Annotated in this window: 20 protein-coding genes; 8 read left to right on the top strand and 12 right to left on the bottom strand. The window is 66.7% G+C overall.

Features of this window, described 5'->3' with window-relative positions:
- Positions 1–415 precede the first annotated feature (415 nt).
- Complete coding sequence (gene glnE / locus AB839_RS05300; RefSeq protein WP_061478567.1) at positions 416–3,211, bottom strand: bifunctional [glutamate--ammonia ligase]-adenylyl-L-tyrosine phosphorylase/[glutamate--ammonia-ligase] adenylyltransferase; 2,796 nt, start codon at positions 3,209–3,211, stop codon at positions 416–418.
- Between the two features lie 386 nt (positions 3,212–3,597).
- Between glnE and AB839_RS05295 the strand changes: the two genes are divergently transcribed.
- Positions 3,598–5,112, top strand: a complete 1,515-nt coding sequence (locus AB839_RS05295; protein ID WP_061478566.1) for an acetyl-CoA hydrolase/transferase family protein — start codon at positions 3,598–3,600, stop codon at positions 5,110–5,112.
- 134 nt (positions 5,113–5,246) lie between these two features.
- On the opposite strand, the gene AB839_RS05290 is transcribed toward AB839_RS05295, so the two are convergent.
- The 9 genes from AB839_RS05290 to AB839_RS05250 all read right to left on the bottom strand — a co-directional run bounded on the left by AB839_RS05290 (position 5,247) and on the right by AB839_RS05250 (position 16,325).
- Positions 5,247–6,608, bottom strand: a complete 1,362-nt coding sequence (locus tag AB839_RS05290) for a VOC family protein (RefSeq protein WP_061478565.1) — start codon at positions 6,606–6,608, stop codon at positions 5,247–5,249.
- 160 nt (positions 6,609–6,768) lie between these two features.
- Entirely contained in the window at positions 6,769–7,257 is a 489-nt protein-coding gene (locus tag AB839_RS05285) for a hypothetical protein (protein ID WP_061478564.1), read from the bottom strand.
- Between the two features lie 31 nt (positions 7,258–7,288).
- Entirely contained in the window at positions 7,289–8,038 is a 750-nt protein-coding gene (locus AB839_RS05280) for an HAD family hydrolase (protein WP_061478563.1), read from the bottom strand.
- A gap of 84 nt (positions 8,039–8,122) precedes the next feature.
- Complete coding sequence (locus AB839_RS05275) at positions 8,123–8,539, bottom strand: EF-hand domain-containing protein (protein ID WP_019662197.1); 417 nt, start codon at positions 8,537–8,539, stop codon at positions 8,123–8,125.
- A gap of 231 nt (positions 8,540–8,770) precedes the next feature.
- Positions 8,771–9,142, bottom strand: coding sequence for a hypothetical protein (locus AB839_RS05270; RefSeq protein WP_049413267.1), 372 nt, complete (start codon positions 9,140–9,142; stop codon positions 8,771–8,773).
- A gap of 379 nt (positions 9,143–9,521) precedes the next feature.
- Positions 9,522–10,235, bottom strand: a complete 714-nt coding sequence (locus AB839_RS05265) for a M15 family metallopeptidase (RefSeq protein WP_061478562.1) — start codon at positions 10,233–10,235, stop codon at positions 9,522–9,524.
- Positions 10,168–11,721 (bottom strand): serine hydrolase domain-containing protein, encoded by a 1,554-nt coding sequence (locus AB839_RS05260; protein WP_061478561.1) that lies wholly within the window; start codon positions 11,719–11,721, stop codon positions 10,168–10,170. The genes AB839_RS05265 and AB839_RS05260 overlap by 68 nt, the downstream gene beginning before the upstream one ends.
- A gap of 56 nt (positions 11,722–11,777) precedes the next feature.
- A complete protein-coding gene (locus AB839_RS05255) occupies positions 11,778–14,801 on the bottom strand; it encodes a TonB-dependent receptor (protein ID WP_061478560.1) in 3,024 nt (1,007 codons plus the stop codon).
- Between the two features lie 51 nt (positions 14,802–14,852).
- Positions 14,853–16,325, bottom strand: a complete 1,473-nt coding sequence (locus AB839_RS05250) for a transglutaminase-like domain-containing protein (protein ID WP_061478559.1) — start codon at positions 16,323–16,325, stop codon at positions 14,853–14,855.
- 132 nt (positions 16,326–16,457) lie between these two features.
- On the opposite strand from AB839_RS05250, the gene AB839_RS05245 reads away from it, so the two are divergent.
- The 6 genes from AB839_RS05245 to AB839_RS05220 all read left to right on the top strand — a co-directional run bounded on the left by AB839_RS05245 (position 16,458) and on the right by AB839_RS05220 (position 22,707).
- Positions 16,458–17,897: an SH3 domain-containing protein gene (locus AB839_RS05245; protein ID WP_061478558.1), complete on the top strand. Its 1,440-nt coding sequence runs from the start codon at positions 16,458–16,460 to the stop codon at positions 17,895–17,897.
- Positions 17,894–18,988, top strand: coding sequence for a dipeptide epimerase (locus AB839_RS05240; protein WP_005415027.1), 1,095 nt, complete (start codon positions 17,894–17,896; stop codon positions 18,986–18,988). Before AB839_RS05245 ends, AB839_RS05240 begins: the two co-directional genes overlap by 4 nt.
- Before the next feature lie 361 nt (positions 18,989–19,349).
- Positions 19,350–20,198 (top strand): MurR/RpiR family transcriptional regulator, encoded by an 849-nt coding sequence (locus tag AB839_RS05235; RefSeq protein WP_061478557.1) that lies wholly within the window; start codon positions 19,350–19,352, stop codon positions 20,196–20,198.
- A gap of 15 nt (positions 20,199–20,213) precedes the next feature.
- Positions 20,214–20,975 (top strand): L,D-transpeptidase family protein, encoded by a 762-nt coding sequence (locus AB839_RS05230; RefSeq protein ID WP_061478556.1) that lies wholly within the window; start codon positions 20,214–20,216, stop codon positions 20,973–20,975.
- Positions 20,972–22,273: an amino acid permease gene (locus AB839_RS05225; protein ID WP_061478555.1), complete on the top strand. Its 1,302-nt coding sequence runs from the start codon at positions 20,972–20,974 to the stop codon at positions 22,271–22,273. Before AB839_RS05230 ends, AB839_RS05225 begins: the two co-directional genes overlap by 4 nt.
- A 110-nt stretch (positions 22,274–22,383) precedes the next feature.
- Positions 22,384–22,707 carry a hypothetical protein gene (locus tag AB839_RS05220; RefSeq protein ID WP_061478554.1) on the top strand — a complete coding sequence of 108 codons (324 nt, stop codon included), beginning with the start codon at positions 22,384–22,386 and terminating at the stop codon, positions 22,705–22,707.
- A 107-nt stretch (positions 22,708–22,814) separates the two neighbouring features.
- Here the strand turns inward: AB839_RS05220 and yiaA are convergent, their stop codons facing one another.
- Positions 22,815–23,267 carry an inner membrane protein YiaA gene (gene yiaA, locus AB839_RS05215; RefSeq protein WP_061478553.1) on the bottom strand — a complete coding sequence of 151 codons (453 nt, stop codon included), beginning with the start codon at positions 23,265–23,267 and terminating at the stop codon, positions 22,815–22,817.
- A gap of 168 nt (positions 23,268–23,435) precedes the next feature.
- Here yiaA and AB839_RS05210 point away from each other — a divergent pair, with 168 nt between their 5' ends.
- Complete coding sequence (locus AB839_RS05210) at positions 23,436–24,605, top strand: PQQ-dependent sugar dehydrogenase (RefSeq protein WP_061478552.1); 1,170 nt, start codon at positions 23,436–23,438, stop codon at positions 24,603–24,605.
- 46 nt (positions 24,606–24,651) lie between these two features.
- On the opposite strand, the gene AB839_RS21685 is transcribed toward AB839_RS05210, so the two are convergent.
- Positions 24,652–25,048, bottom strand: a 397-nt coding sequence (locus tag AB839_RS21685) for a hypothetical protein (RefSeq protein WP_061478551.1), incomplete at its 5' end; no start/stop codon positions are given.

The raw sequence follows: 25,048 nt of genomic DNA, 5'->3' as shown, positions 1-25,048 counted from the left end.
AAGGGCCATCGAGCTGGTAGGTGCCGACCGTTGGTCGGCACGCCCTGCAGAACTCATCGCTGCCGACAGATTGTGCCGACCAACGGTCGGCACCTACCAGGAGCGGGCCATCGCAGGGCCATTGATCCGGTAGTCGTCAACCTTGGTTGGCGCTTGGCATTCATGCCAACCAAGGTTGGCATCTACCAACGGCGGGCCATCGAAGGGCCATCGAGCCGGTGGGTGCCGACCGTTGGTCGGCACGCCCTGCAGAACTCATCGCTGCCGACAGATTGTGCCGACCAACGGTCGGCACCTACCAGGAGCGGGCCATCGAAGGGCCATTGATCCGGAAGTCGTCAACCTTGGTTGGCGCTTGGCATTCATGCCAACCAAGGTTGGCATCTACCAACTGCAGTCCTCCGCCATCCGGCACTCAGGCGAACGGCAGCTCTGCCGCTCTGCACGCCGCCGTAATCGCTGCACACGCCTCTTCAATGGCCGGCGTGGTCGGTGCCAGTCGCGGGCGCCGGTCCAGCGTGCAGGCCAGGCCGACATCCAGCAGCGTGGCATGCGCGCCATGCAGTGCTTGCGCAGTGTCTTCCGGCAGGAAACCGGCAACCGCCAACGCATCGATCAACGACGGTGTATCGCGCGGCTGCAGCAGCGCGGGATGCTGCGCACTACGCGCCAGCACGCCGGTCTGCAGCAGGAACTCCAGGTCCACCACGCCACCGGCACCCTGTTTCAGGTCCAGCCGCGCGGCGTCGCTGCGGTCCAGTTCAGTGCGCATGCGGCCGCGCATCTTCAGCACATCGGCATACAGCACACCGGCATCGCGCTCACGCCCCAGCGTCTGTGCACGCACCTGTTCGAAATCGGCCAGCAGGCTGGCATCACCGGCCACGCCGCGTGCACGTACCAAGGCCTGGTGTTCCCAGGTCCACGCGCGTTCGCGCTGGTATTCGGTGTAGCTGGCCAACGAAGACACCAGTGAACCCTTGCCGCCATCCGGGCGCAGGCGCACGTCGATGTCGTACAGACGGCCGGCGGCGGTGACCGCACCGAGCAGCGCCATCACCTTCTGCGCCAGCCGCGCATACCAGCGCCCCGGTTCCAGCGGACGTGCGCCATCGCTGGCCTCCACGCCGGCCGGATTGTCGTGCAGGAACACCAGGTCCAGGTCGGAACCGAAGCCCAGCTCAAGCCCGCCGAGGCTGCCGTAGCCGATGATCGCGAAACGTCCACCGGGAATCCCGCCGTGCGCGGCGCGCATGTCCGCCTCGGCCATCGCCAGCACGGTGGTGACCACCGCCTGCGCCAGCTCGGCCAGTTGCCGCGTGCTGTCCACCGCACCCTGGCGGCCATCCAGCGTGGCCATCGCCATGCGGAAGCTGAGCGCCAGCCGCGTCTCGTTGAGCCAGCGCAGTGCGGATTCGGGATCTTCCACCGCCAGCACCTGCTGGCACTCGGCCAGCATGCCGGCCGCATCGGGCATCGGCCCGGACACGCGCACGTCCAGCAGTTCGTCCAGCAGCAGCGGGTACGCGGCCAGCCGCTCGGCCAGCAGCGCGCTGCGCGCCAGCACGTCGACCAACCGCGCCAGCGCGCTGGGCTGTTCGTCCAGCAGCGCGAGATAGCTGGTCCGGCGCAGCACCGCCTGCAGCAGGCCAAGCACGCGCCTGAGCGCGGCGTCGGGTTGCGGCGAACGCGTGGCCGCATGCAGCAACGCGGGCAGTACGCGATCCAGCCGCGCACGCGCGGCATCGGACAATGACTTCACGCCGGTGCCCTGCGCGAAATCACGCAATGACTGGTCGGCGCCATTGGCATCGAGGAAACCGGCTTCGGCCAGCAACGGCGCGTTGCTGGCCTCGGGCAGGCTACGCCAGTAATTGGCCAGCGCGTCGGGCGCGGCCTGGCCCTTGCGCGGTGCCAGCAGCGCCGCGAATTCGGTACTGACCCGCTGCTGCTGTTCGGCCAGCGCCGCGCGCAACACGTCCCAGTCCGCGTAGCCGAGGCCGACGGCGATGCGCTGCCGGTCCAGTGCATCGCTGGGCAGCACGTGGGTCTGCGCATCGCGCAGCATCTGCAGGCGGTTCTCCAGCCGGCGCAGGAACAGGTAGGCCTCGCGCAGCGCACTGCCGTCCTCGGGCGCGATCTGCCCCGCAGCCACCAGCGCGTCCAGCGCCACCAGCAGGCGGCGCTCGCGCAGCGCAGGTTCGCGGCCACCGCGGATCAGCTGCAGCGCCTGGCACAGGAACTCGATCTCGCGGATGCCACCGGCGCCGCGCTTGATGTCTTCGTGCAGCTCGCGGCGCGCGACTTCGGCGGTGATCGCCGCCTTCATCTCGCGCAGGCCATCGAGCGCAGTGAAATCCAGGTAGCGGCGGTACACGAACGGGCGCAGGGTCTGCAGCCACGCTTCGCCGGCCTCGATATCACCGGCGACCGCGCGCGCCTTCAGCCACGCATAGCGCTCCCAGTCGCGGCCTTCGCGCTGGAAATACTGGTCCATCGCCGCGAACGACAGCGCGACGCGGCCGGCGCTGCCGAACGGGCGCAGGCGCAGGTCGACGCGGTGGCTGAAGCCATCGACGGTGGTTTCGTCCAGCAGCTTGGCCAGGCGCTGGCCGAGGCGGGCGAAATACTCTTCAGCGGCCAGCGCGCGCGGGCCGTCGGATTCGCCGCCGTGCGGATAGGCGTAGACCAGGTCGATATCGGAACTGAAGTTGAGCTCGCCGCCGCCGAGCTTGCCGAGGCCGAACACCACCAGCTGCTGCGCGGCGCCTTCGCCATCGCGGACCACACCGTGCCGCTGGGCGAATTCCTGCTGCAGCGCGTCCAGCGCCAGCCGCAGGCAGTCCTCGGCGAGGGTGGTGGCGCCGGCCAGGGTCTGTGCCACGTCGTCCAGACCGGTCAGATCGCGCCAGATCAGCCGCGTGGACATCGCCGTGCGCCAGCGCCGAAGCTGTGCCGGCCAGTCGCTGGGTTGCAGCGGATCGAGCACCGGGGCCGGGATCGGCGGGCAGCCGGGCGCGGCCAGCTGCGCCAGCAGGGCCGGTTGCCGCACCAGCGTGTCCAGCGCGAAGTCGCTGGTCACCGCCAACCGGCTCAGCAGCGGCAGCAGATCGGGCGGGATGGGCTCGGGCAGGACCTGGGCCAAGCGCGCCAGCGCGCGGTCGACAAGAGGCTGCAGGGCGGCGGGCAGGTCAGCGGGGGCGAGGGTCATGGGTCTGATTGTATCGACCCGGCTGGGGCGCAACGGACCCAGTAGTGCCGGCCGCTGGCCAGCAAATCCGATGATCCTGCCGAAGGTTACTGGGGGTTGCCGGCCGCCGGGTGGCACTACCGATACCGGGAGCCGCGTATTCATACTGGGCGACAGGCAATAAAAAAGCCCGCTTGCAGCGAACTGCCAGCGGGCTCTGCTCCCTCCCCCACGTCGGGATGCAGGGCCATCGTGCGGGCTGCGAAAGCACTTTGCACGCTGCACTGCAAAACAGAACCGGTGGGTATGGGTGAGCCCCTGGGGGAAAAGCCATTCCACAAAGGTAGAACCCCCCGTACGGATGAGGATGGCCGATAATCGGGATTCCCCCCAGAAACACTGTCGTCATGTCTGTTGATCGCATCGCCAACGCGCGTCTCCGTGACCGCGTGGTCTCCGCCGAGGCCGCAGCCGCGCTGATCCAGCCCGGTGAAACCGTGGCCATGAGCGGCTTTACCGGCTCCGGGTATCCCAAGGCCGTTCCCGTCGAACTGGCCCGCCGCATCGAAGCGGTGCATGCCCAGGGCAATCCCTTCCAGATCAAGCTGATGACCGGCGCCTCGACCGCGCCGGAACTCGATGGCGCGCTGGCCAAGGCCGATGGCATCGCCATGCGCATGCCGTTCCAGAGCGACCCGGATGCGCGCAACCGCATCAACGAAGGCAAGCTGGATTACATCGACATCCACCTCAGCCACGTCGCCCAGCACGTGTGGTTCGGCTTCTATGGCGAGATCGATACCGCCGTCATCGAAGTCTCGGCCATCCGCGAAGATGGTTCGCTGGTGCCTTCCACCTCGGTCGGCAACAACAAGACCTGGCTGGACCTGGCCAGGAAGGTGATCGTCGAGGTCAACGAATGGCAGCCGGCCGGCGTCGACGGCATGCATGACATCTACTACGGCACCGCGCTGCCGCCGCATCGCAAGCCGATTCCGCTGGTGAACGCCAACGACCGCATCGGCGACACCGCGCTGCGCTGCGACCCGGACAAGATCGTGGCCGTGGTGCGTACCAACGGCCCGGACCGCAACAGCCCGTTCAGCCCGATCGACGCGACCAGCGAGCAGATCGCTTCGCACCTGATCGAGTTCCTCAAGCACGAGGTGAAGAAGGGTCGCCTGCCGCCGAGCCTGCTGCCGTTGCAGTCGGGCGTGGGCAACATCCCCAACGCCGTGCTGGCCGGCCTGGCCAAGAGTGGTTTCCGCGACCTGACCGCGTTCACCGAAGTGATCCAGGACGGCATGCTCGACCTGCTGCGCGACGGCGTGCTGAGCTACGCCTCGTGCACCGGCTTCGCGCTGAGCCCGCAGGCCAACGAGACATTCAAGGAGAACATCGATTTCTACCGCGAGCGCATCATCATGCGCACGCAGGAAATCTCCAACCACCCGGAACTGGTGCGCCGCCTGGGCTGCATCGGCATGAACGGCATGATCGAGGTGGACATCTACGGCAACGTCAATTCGACGCACGTGATGGGCACGCGGATCATGAACGGCATCGGCGGTTCCGGTGACTTTGCCCGCAACGGTTTCCTGTCGGCGTTCCTGAGCCCGTCCACCGCCAAGAACGGCACCATCTCGGCGATCGTGCCGATGGCCAGCCATGTCGACCACACCGAGCACGATGTGTCGGTGATCGTGACCGAACAGGGCCTGGCCGATCTGCGCGGCCTGACCCCGCGCAAGCGCGCGCAGGTGCTGATCGACAACTGCGCCCACCCGGACTTCCGCCCGCAGCTGCAGGATTACTTCGACCGTGCCAGCCGTGAGAGCTACGGCAAGCACACCCCGCACCTGCTGCCGGAAGCGTTGTCGTGGCACCAGCGCTGGCTGGATACCGGCACGATGAAGGGCTGAGGCCCGCGTCTGTAGAGTCGAGCCATGCTCGACTCTCCTTCCCTGTGCAGCCGAGCATGGCTCGGCTCTACAAAGGGGCCGCTCCGCAGAATCCCTGTAGAGCCGAGCCCACGCTCGGCTCCACGGCAAGCGGTTTACCCGCGCAGCGCCGCCAGCGATTCGGCCTGCAGCCGCTCGTAGATCTCGAACTCGTCGTTCACCGCCACGCCCAAGGCCTGCTCGAAGGCCTCACGGTTGGCATGTGCGGCATAGGCGCGCTGTTCTTCGCCGCCCAGGTTCGACTGGAAGATGCCCGCGGCACTGACCGGCAGGAAATCCTCGTAGACGATCGGATCGGCCGTGGCTAGGCCGGCGGCCACCAGCACTTCAGCGGGCAGATCGGCCACGCGCTCCGGCGCGGCGCGGCCAGCGTCGGTCAGCTGGTAGCGGTAATACCCCAGGCCTTCCTGGCGCAGGGTGTCATGGTCATCCGGGAAGCTGGCGAACACCGCCTGCAGGCGCTGGCCGTAGTCGCCGCCGGTGCTGCCTTCGCCACCGGCGTCGCGGGCCTGCGACAACAGCTGGTCGTACAGCGCGCGGCCCTTCGGGGTCAGCGCCAGGCCGCGTTGTTCGATCTCGCCGAAGCGCGCGGTATGGGTGCCGGCATCACCCCCTTCGGCATCCGGGAAGTGCACGGCCTCTTCCAGCGCTTTGAAGCTGGTCTGGCGCAGCAGGATCGGGCAGGCACGACGCGGCGGGCCTTCAATCACCGCCTTGGCCGCCATGCCGTGCTCGATCATTGCCGCCTGTGCAGCGTCGATGTCCAGCGTGCGCGGGGTCAGGTGGTTGATGTGCGGGCCGCGGAAACTGACCACGTCAGCCACCAGGCGGTGCGCGTTGTGCAGTGCCTGGTAGGTCGGCAGATCGACCGTGGCATCGCCGTGCCAGCGGAAGGTTTCCAGTGCTTGCTCGACGAAGCGCTCGGCATCGGCCTGCGCCAGGCCACCGTCGCGCTCGGCCTGGTCGATCAGCGCCAGCGCGCCGTCGGTGAAGATGTGGCGGCGTGCGAGGATCTTCGCCGACTCGGCACGCAGGGCTTCGTCTTCGATCAGCTCCAGGCGCAGCAGCGAGGTGAACACACGGAACGGATTCTGCGCCAGCGCCGCGCCGGTCAGCGGGCGGAACGCGGTGGAGTGCACCGGCACGCCGGCCACCGACAGGTCGTAGTAGCCGACCGGGTACATGCCCATCACCGCGAACAGGCGGCGCAGTGTCGCCAGTTCCTGCACGGTACCGACGCGGATCGCGCCATGACGCTCTTCATCCAGCCGCGCACGCTCGTCGTTGCGCTGCAGCTGCGCGGCCAGCGCCGGGTCCTGGGCAAGCACCTGCGCGTTGATCCGCTCCACCAGTTCCACCAGCGTGCCGTACAGCGGCACTTCGGTGCGGTACATGCGGGACATGGCCTGCGCGAACAGGCGGCGGATCACATCAGGCGAAACGAAAGAGGCGCTCATCAGTCACTCGATTACGGGAACGGGGAACAGCTCGGACCCGTATTGTCGCCGGAGCGCGCGGCGGCGGCGATACGCAGAGCAACATGACCGGGTAGTGCCGGCCGCTGGCAGGCAACCCCGGATGCCTGGAAAGGATGCAATTGCCGGCCAGCGGCCGGCACTACCGCTTCAACTGGCGCTTCAGCGTGGCATCCAGGGTGATCGGCCGGTCCCAGTGCTGGTAGCTGGCCACGATGGCATGGCGCACAGCCCGGTAGTGCAGATTGTCCGGCTTGGTGGGCATGCGCTTGACCACCGCCTCCCAGCCGCCCTCCGGGTCCTGGCTGAAGGCACGCACGCTGTCGCGGCAGGTCTGGCCACTGGCCTTGGCCCAGAAGCAGGCGAAATAGATGTCTCCGGCCTGCCAGCCGTGGGTGGTGAACAGCGCGCTGATGTAGCCGCGCGGCACGTCGGCATAGCGCGACACTTCGTCGAGGAAGGCGTCGGGGTAGCGTTCGGCGTAGTGGTTGATGTCCTGCAGCTGGGCATCGACCCAGCTGTCGCCGGTGTCCACTTCATAGGTGGCCGAACGCTCAGCCGTCTGCTGGGCCAGCACGGTGGCCGGCGCCAGCAGCAGGGACAACATCAGCGCGCGCAATCGGTGGTTCATGCCCCGATTCTGCCGCAGCCGACGGGCCCTGTCAGGCCGCAGCGGCCTTGGCCTCGATCGCCGCCAGTGCGGCCGGCCAGTCGTGGGCGGTATCGGCAGTGACCATGCGCGGTTCGTCGTCGGCCACGCCATGCTGGGTCTCGTGGGCCCAGGTCACTGCGTACGGGGTATGCACGCCCCAGCCACCCAGCGTCACCACCGGCTCGATGTCCGAGCGCAGCGAGTTGCCGACCATCACGAAGCGCTCCATCGGCAGGTCGAATTCGGCCAGCACGCGGGCGTAGGTCTCCGGATCCTTCTCGGAAACGATCTCGATGCGCGGGAACAGCTCGCCCAGGTTGGCGACCTTGATCTTCGCTTCCTGGTGGAACAGGTCGCCCTTGGTGATCAGCACCACCGGGTAGTGCTCGGCGATGGCCGCCACCGCTTCGCGCACACCGTCGATCAGCTCGACCGGGTGGCGCAGGGTGTCGTGGCCAATCTCCAGGATGCGCTGGATGTCCTTGGCCTCGATGCGCTGGCCGGTAATGTCGATGGCCGCTTCGATCATCGACAGGGTCATGCTCTTCACGCCGTAGCCGAAGGTGCCCAGGTGGCGCTGCTGCACTTCCAGCAGGTGGCGCGCGGTCTGGGTGTCATGCACGTCGACATAGCGCGACAGCAGGTCAAGGTAATCCTGCTCGGCCTTGCGGTAGTAGTCCTCGCTCTTCCACAGCGTATCGTCACCGTCAAAACCGACCAGGCCGATGGCGCGCGACGGCGCAGGCGTGGGGGTGTTCATCGCGCAAGGATACAGGGGCCATGGTGACGAAAAAAACCCGGGCGGCCGAAGCCGCCCGGGTTCCCATACGCCCCGATGCAGGACTTACCTGCCCTGCGCACCCTGCGCTGCGCCACCCGCACCGGCCTGCTGGGCGGCCACGTAGGCCTTGTACTCATCGGCGCTCAGTTCGCCGTCCTTGTTGGTATCGGCCTGGTCGAACACCTGGGCCAGGCCCGCGTTCACCTGCGCCTCGGTCTTGCTGATGGTGCCGTTGCCATCGGTATCGATGCTGGCCCAGGTCTGGCCACCGCCATTGGCCTGTGCCGATGCCGCTGCGGCCGCATTGGTCGCCTGGTCGGCGGCCTGGCCGGCCTGTGCAGCCGCCTGCTGGGCCTGAGCGGCCTCGTTCTGCGCCTGCGCGGCCTGCTGCTTGGCCGACTGGGCCATCGCCGGGATGGCCAGCACGCTGCCGGCGGCGACGATCAGGGCGATCAGGGGCTTGCGGTTGCGAATAGTCATCAGGGGTGTCTCCTACCGATTGGGTGGTGTTGCGCGGCGTGTTGATTCCGCACGGCACTACCCTGCCACCGCGTTTCTGAATCGATTTTGCGCCGCGACCGGCCCGCACACAGACGATTAACCACTCGCCTCCACGCATGCGTTAGCGCGGTGGTTAGGGTGAAGTGAGTGGCTCATAAGATGCGCATTCAGCGCCTCTGCATTTAACCGGCAGGCAACGAAAAACCTGCGTCAGTCGACGGTTTTTTCCGATGACCGCGAACTGAACAACACCCATGCAAGAGCAACACCGGCGAGCGCACCGGCGATTTCCAGAACGACACGGCTGCCGAGTTCGTTCGGATCGTGGATGGTGGCGAGGAAGATGCGCGCGTACAGCGGCGATTCCAGCCGCACGATGCCCATGTAGAACAGCTTCCACGCATCGATGCCGGCGGCGATGATCACGGCGATGACGCAGGACCAGCCGATCGCGTGCCCCATCGACCACCGCAGCAGGCGGCACAGCTGCGACCACAGGAGGTACACGAGCAGGCCGACCAGCAGGGCGATGGCGCCCGCTTCCAGGGTGCCGAGCAGGCCGAAGTGCAGGGGAAGGTTCATCGGGTGGGCAGGGATGAAGAGGCGGCCAGTGTAAGGGATCTACTTCGGACCCAATCGGCAGCCACAGTAGATCCACGCCATGCGTGGATGAGTCTCCATCGAGATCGAATAGTTCGACGATTGAACAAAGAGCAGCCGAGCATGGGCTCGGCCCTACAACGGACCGCGCGGGAAACTGTCAGAGGCTGGGCGGTGCCGGAGTGCGGGGTGTCAGCCGCATGGATGCGGCTGCCAAGCCTCCATGGACGGATTTACGGCGTCCCCGCACTCCGGCACCGCCCAGCCAACCCACGGAACGCACGCTGTTGCTGTTGCGTCTGATGTTGCCGGCCAGCGGCCGGCACTACCGCGGGTGCAGGACGCAGCCCTGCCGATACCCCTACCATACCGGAACGTCGTACGCGGTACCGGGATCCGGTTCCGGCTGGAACGTGTAGTGCCACCACTCCTGCGGGTAGTTCACGAAACCACGCCGTGCCATTGCCTGCACCAGTTGCCGCCGGTTCGCCTGCTGCGTCTCACTCAGCCCGCTCGTCTGCGTATGCGCACGCGGCCCGAAGAAGTCGAAGTCAGTGCCCATGTCCAACGGCGCACATGCACCGCTGCGGCAATCCAGCAGGCCCAGATCCACCGTGGCACCGCGGCTGTGGCCGGAGCGCTCGGCGATGTAGCCGTCGGCCAGCAGGCGCGGTTTATCCAGGTCCGGGTACTGCTGTGCCTTGCGCGAGAGCTCGCGCGGATCGTTCACCCAGGCCATGAAGGCCTGCACCGAACGCACCGGCCGGTAGCAGTCGTAGAGGCGCAGGCCGAAGCCATCGGCGCGCAGGTCCTGCTCCACCTGGGCCAGCGCCTTCGCCACCGGCGCCAGCAGGTAGCACGAAGGCGCCTCGTAGCCGGGCACGCGCGCGCCGGTGAAGTTGTTGGCACCCGCATAGCGGATATCCAGGTCGATGCGCGGCGACAACGTTCGGATCTCCACCAGCCCGGCGCTGGCCGCGTCGGTGGCCGGTGAAACGCGCGGTGGCTCAGCGGCGCGGGTGGTCGCTGCCAGGGCAATCGCCAGTACGAGTGAAATGCAGGTCCTGGAAGTCATAGCTGAAGTCGATGTCCGGATCGATGGCGCGCAGGTCCAGTGTCGGTGCCAGGCCTTCACCCGGCTGCAGCCACGCCTGCGCGTCTTCGCCCAGCGTATCCCAGCGCAGCAGCCAGCGCCCCTGCAGCTGCAGCACAGCCCCCTGCAGCCGGGGCGACTTGTCCACGCTGAAGCGCAGGCCGTCCTTGCCAGGGCAAAGCGAGGCCGGCCCCAGCCACGGATCGGTGTAGCGGCCCTGCCAGCGCGGCAGATCGGAAGCCGCGAGTCGCTGCGCAGATGAAGTCACAGGTCGCTGATGCCCGGTTGCCGCACGAGCGGCCTGGTCCGCCTTCAGTTCGGCCAGGTATTCCATCGCCGGACGCGCCTCATCGGGGGCCGTGAAGCGCTTCAGCGCGGCCTGCATCAATGCGATGCGCGCATCCTCGCCTTCACCGTTGATCAGCATCACCACGCCCACCCTGCGGTCAGGCAGCAGCGCCAGCGACGAGTACATGCCCGACAGGGTGCCGGTGTGCGCCACCTTCCACTGCCCGTCCATGTCCGACACCCGCCAGCCATACCCATAACCGTAGAAATGCGCGTTGTCCCAGCGCCGCTGGCGCTCGCCCAGTGGCATCGGCATGTGCAGGGTCCACAGCGTGCGGCGCTGCTCCGTATCCAACCAGCCGGGCGCCAGGGTGGGATCGAGCAGCACCTGCATCCAGCGCGTCATGTCGCGCAGCGAACAGCGGATGCCCCCGGCCGCCATCGAGGGCAGATCCGGGCTGATCGCCCCATCGGCGTTCACCACCGCATTGTAGTCGCCATGCCAAGCGTGTGGCTGCGCCACGTTGCCCACGCGCTTCACCGACCACGCCCCCACCTGGCAGCGCGTCATGCCCAGCGGCTCGAACACCTGCTCGCGCATCAGCTGGTCATACGGTTTGCCACCCGCCGCCGCCGCCACTTCACCTGCCACCACATATATCAGGTTGTCGTAGGCGTAGCGGCTGCGGAAGCTGCTGACCGGTTTCAGGTGCGCCAGCCCGGCGATGATGTCGGCGCGGGTGAACGTGTTCGGCTCCGGCCACAGCATCAGGTCACCGGCGCCCAGGCCCAGGCCGCTGTTGTGGATCAACAGGTCACGAACCTGCATCTGCTGGCCCACCCACGCATCGTGCATGCGGAAGTTGGGCAAGTGCCGCTGCACCGGATCATCCCAGTGCAGCTTGCCCTGCTGCACCAGCCGCGCCAGCAGCGCGGCGGTCATCGCCTTGCTGTTGGAGGCGATCTTGAACAGCGTGTCCTGGTCGATGCGGCCGCCGTCGCCGCGCGCGCCCTCGGCATGCTGGTACACCACACGCCCCTGCTCGACCACCGCCATGGCCAGCCCGGGCAGGTGCTCGTGCTGGACCACGGCGGCGACGTCGGCATCGAGGGAGGCGATGTCGGTCGCCGAAGCGGACGGTGCGGCCAGTGCCGCCGCGACGATCAGCAGGTGGTACATGCGCGCAGCCCCTCCATTGCCCGCGCCGTCACCGGTGGACGGCGCGGATCGTGGCCTCAGAAGTTCCAGGTCACCACCAGCTGGGTGTAGCGCGGGGCCTGCCAGCGCGTCCCGGTGGCGAACGTCGCCTCGCGGTACTGGCCGGGCTGCGCTTCATAGCGCTGATGCACGTTGATGGTCTTCTGGTTGTTGAACAGGTTGTACACCGACAGCCGTGCACTGAGGTCGATGCCTTCCACCGGCAAACGCCAGGTCACATTGGCGCCCATGGTCCAGGTCCACGGCAGGCGACCGAACGCACCGCGTGGGCTGTACTCGAACTGCCGCTGGTTGTACGGGCCGGAACAGTTGGCCACGCACAGCCAGCCGGTGCCACCGCCGCTACCTTCGCTGGAGGTACTGCCACCGGCGATGGAATCGTTTGGCCACATCACGCCGTAGGCAGTGATCGGACCACCGGACTGCACCTGCAGTGTGGTTCCGAACGACCATTGCTTGTTCAGCGCGTAAGCGGCACGCAGCTTGAACTGGTGGCGGAAGTCGTTGAACAGCACGCCATAGCGCTCGTTGGTGGCCGGATGGTCCCAGAACTGAACCATGCCGGTGTCGCCGTAGTTGGTATCGGAATTCACCGGGCCTTCGAAATTGCCCTCGCTCTTCGACCACAGGTAGGACGCGTTGAACATCCACTTCTCGTCCCATGCACGGTCGATCTGGAACTCCAGTGCCTTGTAAGTGCGCTTGGGCTTGGAGTAACCGATCACCTCGCCGCTGCCACCCTTGCGATAACCGCTGTTGGCGGTATCGATGGTGATCCAGCCCTCGTTGGCGCAGCCGATGCTCTTGTCACCCCAGATCGTCAGGCTCTCGCCCGGGTTGGCGATCGGCCACAGCGTGCTCGGGGTCGGGCCGCACGGGGTGTAATTGATGCGGATGTCGTCCAGCGCACGGGTCATCCGTCGATAGGTGGCGTTGACGCCCCACGACCATGCCTGGTTGATCATGTTCTGGAAGCCCAGGATGTACTCGTCCTGGTAGACCGCCTTGAGGTCGCGATCCACACTCTGGCGCAGATCGGCACCGCCGGTGTTCATGCGGGTGTCGGTCGGGCCGATCTGCTGGCCGACGATCGGTGCCATGTACGGTGAGCCTGTCGGCGAGGTTTTCCGCTCCCAGCCGTTGAGCACGTAGTAGCTGTATTCGTCAGTGAGGCCACCGGCGAAATTCACGTTGATGTTGTTGGTAACCGGAAGGTAGTAGCGGCCGGCGTTGCCGAACAGCTTGGTGCTGCCATCACCACGCATGTCCCACGAGAAGCCGACACGGGGTGCGATCAGGTCATCCATCTTGATGAACGCCTTGCCGGCGGCGGTGCGGTTTTCGAAACGGTCCCAGCGCACGCCGAGGTTGAGCATCAGGTTCGGCGTGATGTTCCAGATGTCCTCCACGTAGAAGGCATTGGCTTCAGTCTCGAACGTGCCGCCCGATTTGCGGTTTCGCGCACGCAGCATTTCGGTAACGCCAGCCGGTACGTAGGCATTGGCACCATCCCAGACTTCATCGCCGGGTCGCGCCACGTAGGCGGTGTAGCTCAGTTCGGTCGGGCCGGGGTAGCGGGTGGACTGCTTTGTGGTCATCAGCTCACGGTCGACACCGAAGCGCAGCAGGTGGTCACCCAGCTGCCATTCGAAGTCCAGTCGCGCCACGTCACGAGTATCGTCACGCTCGGCCACTGCCGTGCCCGTGGGGTGGCAGCCTGCGCGCAGGCCCTGCAGCTTGCCCAGGCGCGGGCCGTAGGTACTGTCGGTGAACACCGGGCTGCAGGCCTGATCCAGCGATGAATTGGTGAAGGCACGCTGGTTGTTCTGGCCGACCATGGCGCGCGCGGTGAAGTTCTGCCCGAAGTGGCCGGTATAGGTCGCCGACCAGTTGCGTCCCCCCGTCTCGGTGACCGAATCACCGCCCCATGCACCGAGCTCGTCTGCGTTCCAGTTGTACCCATAGGAGGCATTGGTGACGTCTCCCTCGTCGGAGAACGCCAGCAGCGCCAGGCTGTGATTGTCGTTGATGTTCCAGTCCAGCTTGGTGCCCCAGAAGCCGTTGCCGGAATCATTCTTGAACCAAGTGCTGCCGTCGGACGAGGTGGTGTGTCCCTTGTCGTTGCGGTCTTCGTACATCGCGAACAGGAACAGCTTGTCCTTGACGATCGGCCCCGAGCCCCAGACGTTGGTCTTCAGGAACGAGTTGTTGTCGCGGCTGCCATACGAATGCGGGGTTCCATCACGATGGAAGTGATCGCCGCCGCTGGAGCGCCATGCACTGGGTTCAGCGGTGACTTCCACGCCGCCCTCGAATTCGTTGCTGCCCGAACGGGTCACGGCATTGATCACGCCACCGGTGGAGCGGCCGAACTCGACCGAGTAGCCACCCGTCTTGACCTGGAATTCCTTGAAGAAGGCGAACGGCGCGGTGCTGAAGCCGCGACGGGTGTACATGTCGGTGACATTCAGGCCGTTGATGAAGACCGCATTCTCGGCCACCGATGAACCGGCGAACGACAGGCCGCCGAATGACGAGTTGCCGCCGACCACGCCCGGCGCCATCAGCGCGACCGCAGACAGGTCCTGCGCAACCGGCAACCGCGAGATCTCCTGACGATTGATGTTGAAGGATGTCTCGGTGGAGTAGACGTCCACGCGGTTGACCACTCGGGTGCCGACCACCTGCAGGGCATCAAGATTGGTGACGCCGCCGCCACTGGCCAGGTTGACCGTGGTGGTACCGCCTACCGCCACACTGACAGCAACCTGATCGCCCAGCTTCTGGCCATCTCGGCTGAGCTGCAGCTGGTAGTCACCTACCGGCAGCTGGCCGAGGCGGTAGCTGCCGTCGGCGCCGACGGTAACGGTACGAGTCAGACCCGTACTGTTGCTGACCACGGTCACCTGGTCACCCGCGGTTGCACGGCCGGCAACTGCGCCGCTCACGTTCTGTGCCATTGCGATGCCGGGCAGCACTACGCCCAGACACGCCCCAAGGGCGACGCACAATGCCGCCCGCTTGATGCTGTAAGCCTTCATCCCCTGCTCTCTCCTGCAAGAATTGAATGGTGTGGAATGCGATGTGTCGCGCTAGCGTTGCCTGGCTGGCAGTACCCGCCACTGGAAGTCGTAGCTCCATTGGTCGAAGTACAGGTTGCCGCCTGCCCACTCGGCCTCGCCGCGCTGCGAGTCGACCGTTTCCGAGCGGAAGTGCTGCTTGGCCGGCACGAAGGGCTGGCCGAAATCGTCGTTGAAGGCGATGCGGTAGCCGTCGAGGCCACCCAGGTAGAAGTCACGGAGAGCCGGCAAATCACTGGCCAGTGCGCCGGTGGTCACGTCCATCGGCAACCAGCCATACGGCGCCAGGTAGACCTGCCCCCAGTCATGCAGGTTGTTGTAGTCGCTGCCGTCGCCGGAGAACACCATGCCCGACTGCCAGCGTGCAGGAATACCGTTCATGCGCAGCAGCGCGATCAGCAGCAGGGTCTGCTGCCCGCAGTCGGCATGGCCGGCCCGCAGCGCGTAATCGCTGATGTTGCTGATCGTGGAGTACTCGCGTGCACCAGCCCAGGGAATGCGGTCGACCGTAGCAAACAGCTTCCGCACCACTTCATACGGGCGCGTTTCACCCTGCAGCACCTGGTCGGAGAACAGCTTCAGCGCGGGAGTGAAACGCACATGCGGCAGCTGCTCGGCCAGGTAGGGCTTCAATGCGGGATCGTTCGGTGTGGCCTGCACCTTGGCGGGATCGATCGCGGTATGCCGCGCGAAGATCGTCACCGCGTAGCGGATCTCGAAGCGGGTCGGCTGCCCGGCCACAGCTTTGGCTTCCAGATAAGCGGTGCGCTGCAGGGTGCTGGCTGGCGCCACGCGTGCCTTACCGGGCGCGCTGCCCAGCCACTGCACCTGCTCCTGCTGGCCGGGGATCTCGCGCGGGTACGGAATCCACGCGCGGATCGTTTCACCGGCGGGCACCACATCGGCTTTCACCGTGAGCGACTGGGTGAATTCATAGCGCTGCGGCAGAACCGACGCCTGGCCACTCTGTTCGGCCGCAGCAACCACGCCTGCGTGGTGGGCATTGAGCACTTCGTTGGGGCCCGGAGGCGGCATCGGTGCATCCGCGCGGCGACGCGCGCGTGCTTCGTCGCTGAGCAGGAACAGGTTCGAGGGTGCGCGCTTGAAGTACCAACGCTCGCCATCGATATCGAGATGCTCGATCAGGCCGAGTTGGTCCCAGCGCGCAAATTCCTCGTCGGTCAGATCGGGAATGCCGCGCCGTACGGCGTCCTTGGCGGCGTTTTCGTCGAGGGCGAAATCCAGGCGGATGCGGCGCATGCGCTCGCGCTGGAACGCTTCGTCAGTGGCGGCGGGTGTAGTGGCCAGCAGCGCGTCGGCGTCGCGGAAACGGCCGCTGTCGATCAGGTCGATCACCTGCACTCCTCGCGCGCGCTGCTGGCTGCTGCGCCCGTCTGCCGCCTGCGTGGCCGACACCCACAGCAGCAGCGCGGCACTCAGGCCGGCGGCGGCAGTCAGACGCGGTTTGCGAACGGCAGGATCCACAGCGACACTTCCCCAGCGCGGGTGGTAACGGCTGTGTAACACGGGCCGGGATGTTGGTCAATAATTTATTCTTGCTTTCGGGGCCAAAAGGAATAAATATTCCAACAGGCATTCGAGGAGGGTGTGCACCGCATGAGCCTGGCTTCCCGCGAACGGCACCGGCATTGGCCGCGCCGCTTGACCCTGGCCCTGTGCCTGCTGGCCGCTCCGGCCTTTGCACAGGCGGCCCCACCGCCCGACCCGGGTGCGCCGCTGCCCTATGTGATCGGCCTGCACGAGGCCTATCTGACCCCGCAGTACTGGGCCGCGCGCCTGGACAACGCCGATGCGCCGATTCTGGACCGCGCGCAGATCGAGGCACAGAACGCGCGGATGCGGGCGCAGGACAGCCACATCCAGGACATCGCCGCACTGCCCGCCCAGCTTGATGCGGCGACGGTTCGCGCCAGCATCACCGCGCTGTCGAGCTGGCCCACCCGCGCCCTCTACAACGACAAGGGCCAGGCGATCACACCCGCGCTGCGCAGCGCGATCGAAGCCAACCTCGGACTCGATGCGATTCCCACACAGGTGGCAGCGCAGTATGGGCTGGTGGTGAAGCGTGCCGCGCTGCGCACCTTCCCCACCCGCGAGCGCGTCTTCAGCAGCGTCGGTGACACTGACATCGACCGCTTCCAGGAATCGGCACTGTTCCCCGGTGACAAGGTCGCCGTGGTCCATCGCAGTGCCGACGGCCGCTGGCTGTTCGTGCACAGCGAGCGCTACAGCGCGTGGATCGAAGCCGACGCCATTGCCCGCGGCGACAAGGCCACGGTGCTCGGCTACGGCGCGAAGGGACCGTACCGGATCGTCACCGGTGCCACCGCACAGACCGCCTATACCCCGGAGGAGCCGCGCGTCTCGCGCCTGCAGCTGGACATGGGCGTGCGCCTGCCGGTGCTGGCCGACTGGCCCGCCGCCGACCCGGTGAACGGCCAGCAGGCCCACGCCTCGTGGGTGGTGCAGTTGCCGGTGCGGGAAGCCGATGGTCGATTGAAGCTGGTGCCGGCGCTGCTGCCGCGCTCGCAGGACACCGCCGCCGATTACCTGCCGCTGACCCCGCGCCTGCTGCTGCAGCAGGCCTTCAAGTTCCTGGGCGAGCGCTACGGCTGGGGTCACGACTACGACACCCGCGACTGCAGCGGTTTCGTCTCCGAGATCTACCGCAGCTTCGGCGTGCTGCTGCCACGCAATACCAGCGCGCAGGCGGTCAGTCCGGCGCTGGATCGCCTGCCGTTCACCGGCAAGGACGGCAAGACGGTGCGCGACCGTGCCGCCACCCGCCTGCAGGTGGGCGACCTGGTCTACATTCCCGGTCATGTGATGATGGCCATCGGCCACGTCGACGGCCGCACCTGGGTCATCCACGATACGGCAGGCGGCAGCTGGTTCGGTACCGACGGCAAACGAGTGCAGGCCCATCTCAATGGTGTTTCGGTCACGCCGCTGGAGCCGATGATGGCCAGCGACACCGTCCGCTACATCGACCGCATCACCAACATCCAGCGCCTGCGGGCCAAGACTCCTGAATGAAGATCACCGCCATCGAACTGGGCATGCTGCGCGTGCCGTTGAAGACACCGTTCAAGACCGCGCTGCGCACGGTGGAGACCGTGGAAGACGTGGTGGTGCTGATCCGCACCGACAGCGGCAACACCGGCTATGGTGAAGCCCCGGCCACCGCAGTGATCACCGGCGATACGCACGGCTCGATCATCGAAGCGATCCGCCACTTCATCGCCCCGCGCCTGATCGGCCAGGACGTGGTCAACCTCAACCACCTGTGCACGCTGGTGCAGACCGCGATGGAGCGCAACACCAGCGCCAAGGCCGCGGTGGAGATCGCGCTGTACGACCTGTGGGCGCAGCTGCACGGTGCCCCGCTGTACCAGATGCTCGGTGGCGGCGACCCGGTGATCACCACCGACATCACCATCAGCGTGGACTACATCGACAAGATGGTGGCCGATTCGCTGTCGGCGATCGAACGCGGCTTCGAGTCGCTGAAGATCAAGGTTGGCAAGGACATCGGACTGGACATCGAACGGGTCAAGGCGATCCATGCCGCCGTGGAAGGCCGCGCCCTGCTGCGCCTGGACGCCAACCAGGGCTGGACCGCCAAGCAGGCGGTGCATGCGATGCGCACGCTGGAGGAAGCCGGCGTGGTACTGGAGCTGCTGGAGCAGCCGGTGAAGGCCGCCGACATCAGCGGCCTGAAGTACGTCACCGACCGCGTCAACACGCCGGTGATGGCCGACGAAAGCGTGTTCAGCCCCAGCCAGGTGATGGACCTGATCCAGCAGCGCGCGGCCGACATCATCAACATCAAGCTGATGAAGACCGGTGGCCTGTCCAACGCGATCCGCATCGCCGACATCGCCGGCATCTACGGCGTGCCGTGCATGATCGGCTGCATGATCGAATCGAGCATCAGCGTGGCTGCGGCTGTGCACCTGGCCGTGGCCAAGAGCGATGTGATCACCAAGGTTGATCTGGACGGCCCCTCGCTGGGCCAGTTCGACCCGGTCAGCGGTGGTGTGCATTTCAACGAATCGGAGATCAGCATCAGCGACGTGCCGGGGCTGGGTATTACTGAGGTGCGTGGGCTGGAGATGCTGGGGTGACCCCTGCCTTGCGGCTGGCCTGGCGTAAAACCGACTTTGGTTCGGGCGTTACTTTTCTTTTCGCGAAAAGAAAAGTAACCAAAAGAAACGCTCCGCCGGCCGCGAGCCGACGTGCTGCGCACGTCGGTGCCCTGCGCTCCTCGGTCCGCCGAGGGACGGCGCGGAACTCGCTGCGCTCAGACACCCGCGCCTCTTCGCCCTCGCCGGACCTGCGGTGCTCGGCTCGCTTGAAGGCGGACTCAACGTCAAAAGCAACAACTGCGCTCCGTAACCTCTTCGAGGCTGGAACCCGCTCGACCCATTCCATGACACGCTCTACGCTGCCAGCCGCAACGCGCCCACACATGCCCGGACACCCCGCATGCCGCCCCTGCTGAAGATCCGTTCCGAGCGCGGGCAGATGTCGGCCATCGAGCGCCGCATCGCCGACTTCATCCTCGACAACGCCCACCTGCTGCGCGACTACTCGTCGCAGCAGCTGGCCAGTGCGCTGGGCATCAGCCAGTCCAGCGTGGTGAAGTTCAGCCAGAAGCTCGGCTTCAAGGGCTACCCGGACCTGAAGTACTCGATCGGCCAGGACGTGGCCCGCGCCGGTGCCGATCCACAACAGCTGCCCAGCGAACCCGACAGCGGCGATGACTACCTGCGCCTGGGCGAGGCCCTGCGCCGCAGCAAGGCGCAGGCCGAGGAGGAAACACGCCAGGCCAATCCGCGCGGGGAGATCGAGCGCATCGTGCAGCTGCTCGACGGCGCACCCAAGCTGTTCGTCCATGGCCTGGGTGACGATGGCCTGTATGCCCGCGAGTTCGCCATGCGGCTGTCGCTGCTCGGGCTGCTGGTCGTGCCGCACACCGACCCGATCCTGATGCTGGCCAACCTGTCGGCCGCACGCCCCGGCGATGCGCTGCTGGTGTTCTCCGAATTCGGCAACCTGCCACAGCTTTCGCAGCTGTCGCGGCAGTTCCAGGACATGGGTGGCAAGGTGATTTCCATTACCCGCCACACTGCCAATCCGCTGCGCGCGCATGCTGATGCGGCACTGGTGGTCTGCGCGCACGACCGCACGCCGCAGGTCGCGCAGCTGCTGTACCGTAGCGCCATGCACGCCCTGCTCGATTTCCTGTTCGTGCTGCTCTGCCACACCAATCCGGACCGCCAGCAGCAGCTGGCGGTGAACCTGGAGCGGATCGACCACCTGCTGGATTCCTGACCGGAGCACCTGTTGATGAAATCGCTGGTTCGCCTCGCTACCACTGCGCTGCTGCTTGCTGCGACGGTGTCCGTTCACGCGGCGCCGCTGGATGGCGCGCGCCAGCTGATCGTGGTCACCAGCGAGGGCTGGGACAGTACCCAGGGGCAGCTGCAGGCCTATGTGCGCGATGGCAAGGGCTGGCACGCACATGGACAGGCGTTCCCGGTGGCGCTTGGCCGCACCGGCAGTGCCTGGGGCCTGGGCCTGCACCCGGCGCAGGCCGACGGCCCGCAGAAGCAGGAAGGCGATGGCCGCAGCCCGGCGGGCGTGTTCGCGCTCGGCAGCGCGTTCGGCTATGCCGTCACACGCCCCGGCACCGCGATGCCTTACCAGCCGATGCTGGACAGCAGCTACTGCATGGACGTGCCCAGCTCGCCGTTCTATAACCGCATCGTTGATGAAAAGAAGGTCGGCAGCACAGCGGTCAAGGGCTCCACCGAGCCGATGCGGCTGGACCTGCACAACAAGGGCGACGTGCGCTACCGGGAGGGCTTCGTCATCGCCCACAACCCGGACAACCAGCCCGGCAGGGGCAGCTGCATCTTCGCCCATCTGTGGCGCACGCCCGGCGAGGCCACCGCCGGCTGTACCGCCATGCCACAAGCACGCATGCAGGCGCTGCTGGACTGGCTGCGGCCGCAGGATACGCCGCGCTTCGTGCTGCTGCCGCGCGGCGAATACACACGCCTGCAGGCCCAGTGGCAGCTGCCCGCGCTGAGCGGAGACGCCCGTTGAGCGCGCAGGACGAACCACAGCTGCAGCGCGCGGTCAGCCGCTGGCAGATCGTCGGCCTGTCGATCAACGATGTGATCGGTAGCGGTATCTACCTGCTGCCGGCCGCCACCGTCGCCCTGCTCGGCCCCTTCAGTCTGTGGGGCGTGGTCGCCGCTGGCATCGTCGTCGCGCTGCTGGTGCTGTGCTACGCGCAGGCCGCCAGCTACTTCGATGAACCCGGTGGCAGCTACCTCTACGCACGCGAGGCCTTCGGCCGCTTCGCCGGATTCGAGATCGGCTGGATGATCTGGCTGACCCGCATCAGTTCGGCGGCCGCACTCAGCAACGCGCTGGCCGATGCGGTCGCGCGCTTCTGGCCATGGGCCGGCGCCGGCATGGGCCGCATCGCGGTGATCGTGGTGTCGCTGGGCTTCCTGACCGGCGTCAACATCATCGGCGTGCGCTCGGCCGCGCGCACCGGCGTGGTGCTGGTGATCGGCAAGATGCTGCCGCTGCTGCTGTTCGTGGCTGTCGGCGCGTTCTATATCGATCCACAGCTGGCCTTCTCCGGCCAGCGCCCGGACCCGCATGACCTGCAACGGATGGGCGAGGCCGCCTTGCTGCTGCTGTACGCCTACGCCGGCTTCGAGAACATCCCGGCCGCCGCCGGCGAGTACCGCAATCCGCGCCGCGATATTCCGTTCGCGCTGATCACCATGATCATCACCGTCACCGTCATCTATGGCGCGGTGCAGGTGGTGGCGCAGGGTACGCTGGCCGGCCTGGCCAGCTCGGCCACGCCGCTGGCCGACGCCGCAGCCGGTTTCGGCGGCGAGGCCCTGGCACTGATCCTCACCATCGGCGCGACCATCTCCATCCTGGGTACCAACAGCAACACGATGATGATGGGCCCGCGTTTCCTGTTCGCACTGGCCCGCGATGGCTACGGGCCGAAGATCCTGGCGCAGGTGCATCCGCGCTTCCATACGCCGGCCGCGTCGATCCTGTGCCAGGGCCTGATCGCGCTCGGACTGGCGCTGTCCGGTTCGTTCGTGCAGCTCGCCCTGCTGTCGATGACCACGCGCCTGTTCGCCTACATCGGCACCGCTGCCGCCGTCCTGGTGCTGGCCAAGCGCTACGCGGATCGCCCAGGCGCGTTGAAGCTGCCCGGTGGCCCGCTGATTCCGGTGCTGGCGCTGCTGCTGTGCCTGGCCCTGTTCGCCAGTGCCAGCTGGCAGAACATCGCCGCGGCACTGGTGGCATTTGCCATCGGCGCGGTGATCTACAAGCTGCCGCGCAAGGATGCCGACGCCGGATGACCGGTAGCGCCGGGCCATGCCCGGCGGATTGATCTGGCGATCACGCTGCCGGACCAGGCCGTTAACCGCCACGCAGGCACGATCAGGCTTCGTCCACAACGGAGCCTTCCATGACCGAGTACCAGATTCCCGGCCGCGTACCGGACGACAGCACGCCGCGCGACGCGGTCAGCAACTACTGGCGCGAGCGCTACACCGCCGAGCCGTACTACGACGACCAGCTGTTCTTCGAGGACTACGAGCCGGCCTACCGGATCGGCCACGCCGCGCGCGCGCAGGACATGATCCGCGCGTACGAGCAGGTCGAAGCCGAACTGGAATCGCGCTGGGCCAACGAACGTGGCCGCAGTCGCCTGGACTGGGCGCAGGCACGTAACGCCGTGCGCCGTGGCTGGGACGAAGCGCAGCTGGCAGATCCGCGCTTGAAGCGATAGCGTCAGGCTGCTGTAGAGCCGAGCCTACGCTCGGCTCCCGCACCACGTCTGTAACGTAGAGCCATGCTCGACTGAGCCGAGCATGGCTCGGCTCTACACCGGATCGATCATTCCTGTTCCGGCAGCGGCGGCACGATCGCGCTGCGCTTGCGCTCGCCACCACCGGCGGCGATCAGGTCGCGGGTGTTCTTCTGCACAGCCACTGCACCGAACAGCGACAGCGCATACGCCATACCGTAGAAGCCCTTCTCGCTGGGTGCCAGCGTGGCGTTCCACAGGCCGACCAGCAGCAGCAGCAGCGCCGACAGCAACGCGAACCAGCACAGCGCGTAGTACAGGCCACTCACCGGAATGCCTTCGACGCGGTCGCGCACGCTCTTCTGCAGCGACACTGCCGCGAACAGGCCGAACAGCAGCAGGGTCAGGTAGTAGCCCTTCTCGTTGAGCGCCATCGTGGCATTGAACAGGCCGATCAGGTAGGCCGCCGCACCCAGCAGCAGGGCCACCCACGAGGCGGCGATGAAGGCGGTGGAGGGCTTGTGAGGCATGGCAGTATTCATTGCAGGTCCTTGGCAGGCAGACGGGCATGCTTTGCCCGGGCGTGCCCACCCTAGACGATCCCGCCGCCGTCGCACAGGGGGCGCAGGACCTTCGGGCCACGACGGTCACGGCTGCGGTGGTATACAAGGGGCAGCCCGGCCATCCGCATCCCCGCCCTGGAGATACCCATGACCCGTACGCCCCTGCTGCTCGCCCTCGGCCTCGTGCCGATCCTCGCCACCTCCGCCTGCAACGCCGCCGATCCTGGCGCCAACGGCGCCCAGACCGCAGCGCCCGCAGCCTCCTCCGCCGCCGACCAGCGTCCGTTCACCGCCACCGAAGTCAGCCGTTTTGACCAGCCTTGGGCGATGACCTTCCTGCCTGACGGCAGCCTGCTGGTCACCGAGAAGCGCGGCAAGCTGCAGCACCTGGATCTGGCCAGCGGCCAGAAGCATGAGATCACCGGCGTTCCGAAGGTCGCCTACGGTGGCCAGGGTGGCTTCGGCGACATCATCCTGCACCCCGACTTTGCCCGGAATCACGTCGTTTACCTCAGCTATGCCGAGGAAGGCACGCTGGATACCCGCGGTGCGGCCGTGGCCCGTGCCACGCTGGCGCTGGATGCGAACGGGGCTGGTCAGCTGAAGGACCTGAAGGTGATCTGGCGGCAGACTCCCAAGGTCAGCGGCCAGGGCCACTACGGCCATCGCCTTGCCTTCGGCCCGGACGGCAAGCTGTGGATCAGTTCCAGCGAACGGCAGAAGTTCGATCCGGCCCAGGACATGGGCGGCAACCTCGGCAAGATCATCCGCCTCAACGACGATGGCAGCCTGCCCGCCGACAACCCGTTCGCCTCACAGGGCGGGGTTGCCGCACAGGTGTGGTCGCTGGGCCACCGCAACATCCTGGGCATGGCGTTCGATGCCAACGGCAAGCTGTGGGCGCACGAGATGGGCCCGGCCGGCGGCGACGAACTGAACCTGATCGTGCGCGGCGCCAACTACGGCTACCCGATCGTTTCCAACGGTGACCACTACGACGGCCGCCCGATTCCCGACCACGATACCCGGCCGGAATTCGCCGCCCCGAAGGTGAGCTGGACGCCGGTGATCTCGCCGGCCGGCTTCGTGATCTACAGCGGCAGCCTGTTCCCGCAGTGGAAGGGCAGCGGCTTCATCGGCGGCCTGTCGTCGACCTCGCTGGTGCGTGTGGCGTTCGACGGCGACAGCGCGCGCGAGGCCGAACGCTTCAACATGGGCGAGCGCATCCGCGAAGTGGAACAGGGCCCGGATGGCGCCCTGTGGCTGCTGGAAGACGGCAGCAAGGCGCGCCTGCTGAAGCTGACGCCGAAGGCCTGATCGGCACCTTTTCCCGGAACGGCCCCGCATGCGGGGCCGTTTCCGTTTACTGGATGGTGATGACCTTCACCTCGGTCTTCGTGCAGGCCTGGTCCAGGCACTGCCCGTTCAACCACACCTGTCCATCGCCAATCATCACGCCCTGCTGGTTGACGAAGACCTTGCCGAAGTCCTGCACGGACACTGCCTTGATCACCGCCGGGGTGATGATCTTCTCGTAGTTCCGCTGGAACTCACCGGGGCCAGTGATCTTCTTTCCGCCGCTGATGTTCAACGGGAAGCGCACTTGCTCGACCACCGCAGCACGATCACCGCCGACCACGGCGGTCTTGAACGCGTTGAAGACCTTCTCGAACTGCGCGGCATCGCCGAGCAGCGATTCGATGCGCGCACGTGCGTCCTCGGCGGGCGCCTCCACGGCCGGTGCGGCCGGTGCGGCTGCG

It is taken from the genome of Stenotrophomonas sp. DDT-1 (assembly GCF_001580555.1).
Classification (GTDB): Bacteria; Pseudomonadota; Gammaproteobacteria; order Xanthomonadales; family Xanthomonadaceae; genus Stenotrophomonas; species Stenotrophomonas sepilia.
Note: the sequence above shows the minus strand (reverse complement) of the source record. Positions and strands in the feature narration are given on the sequence as shown.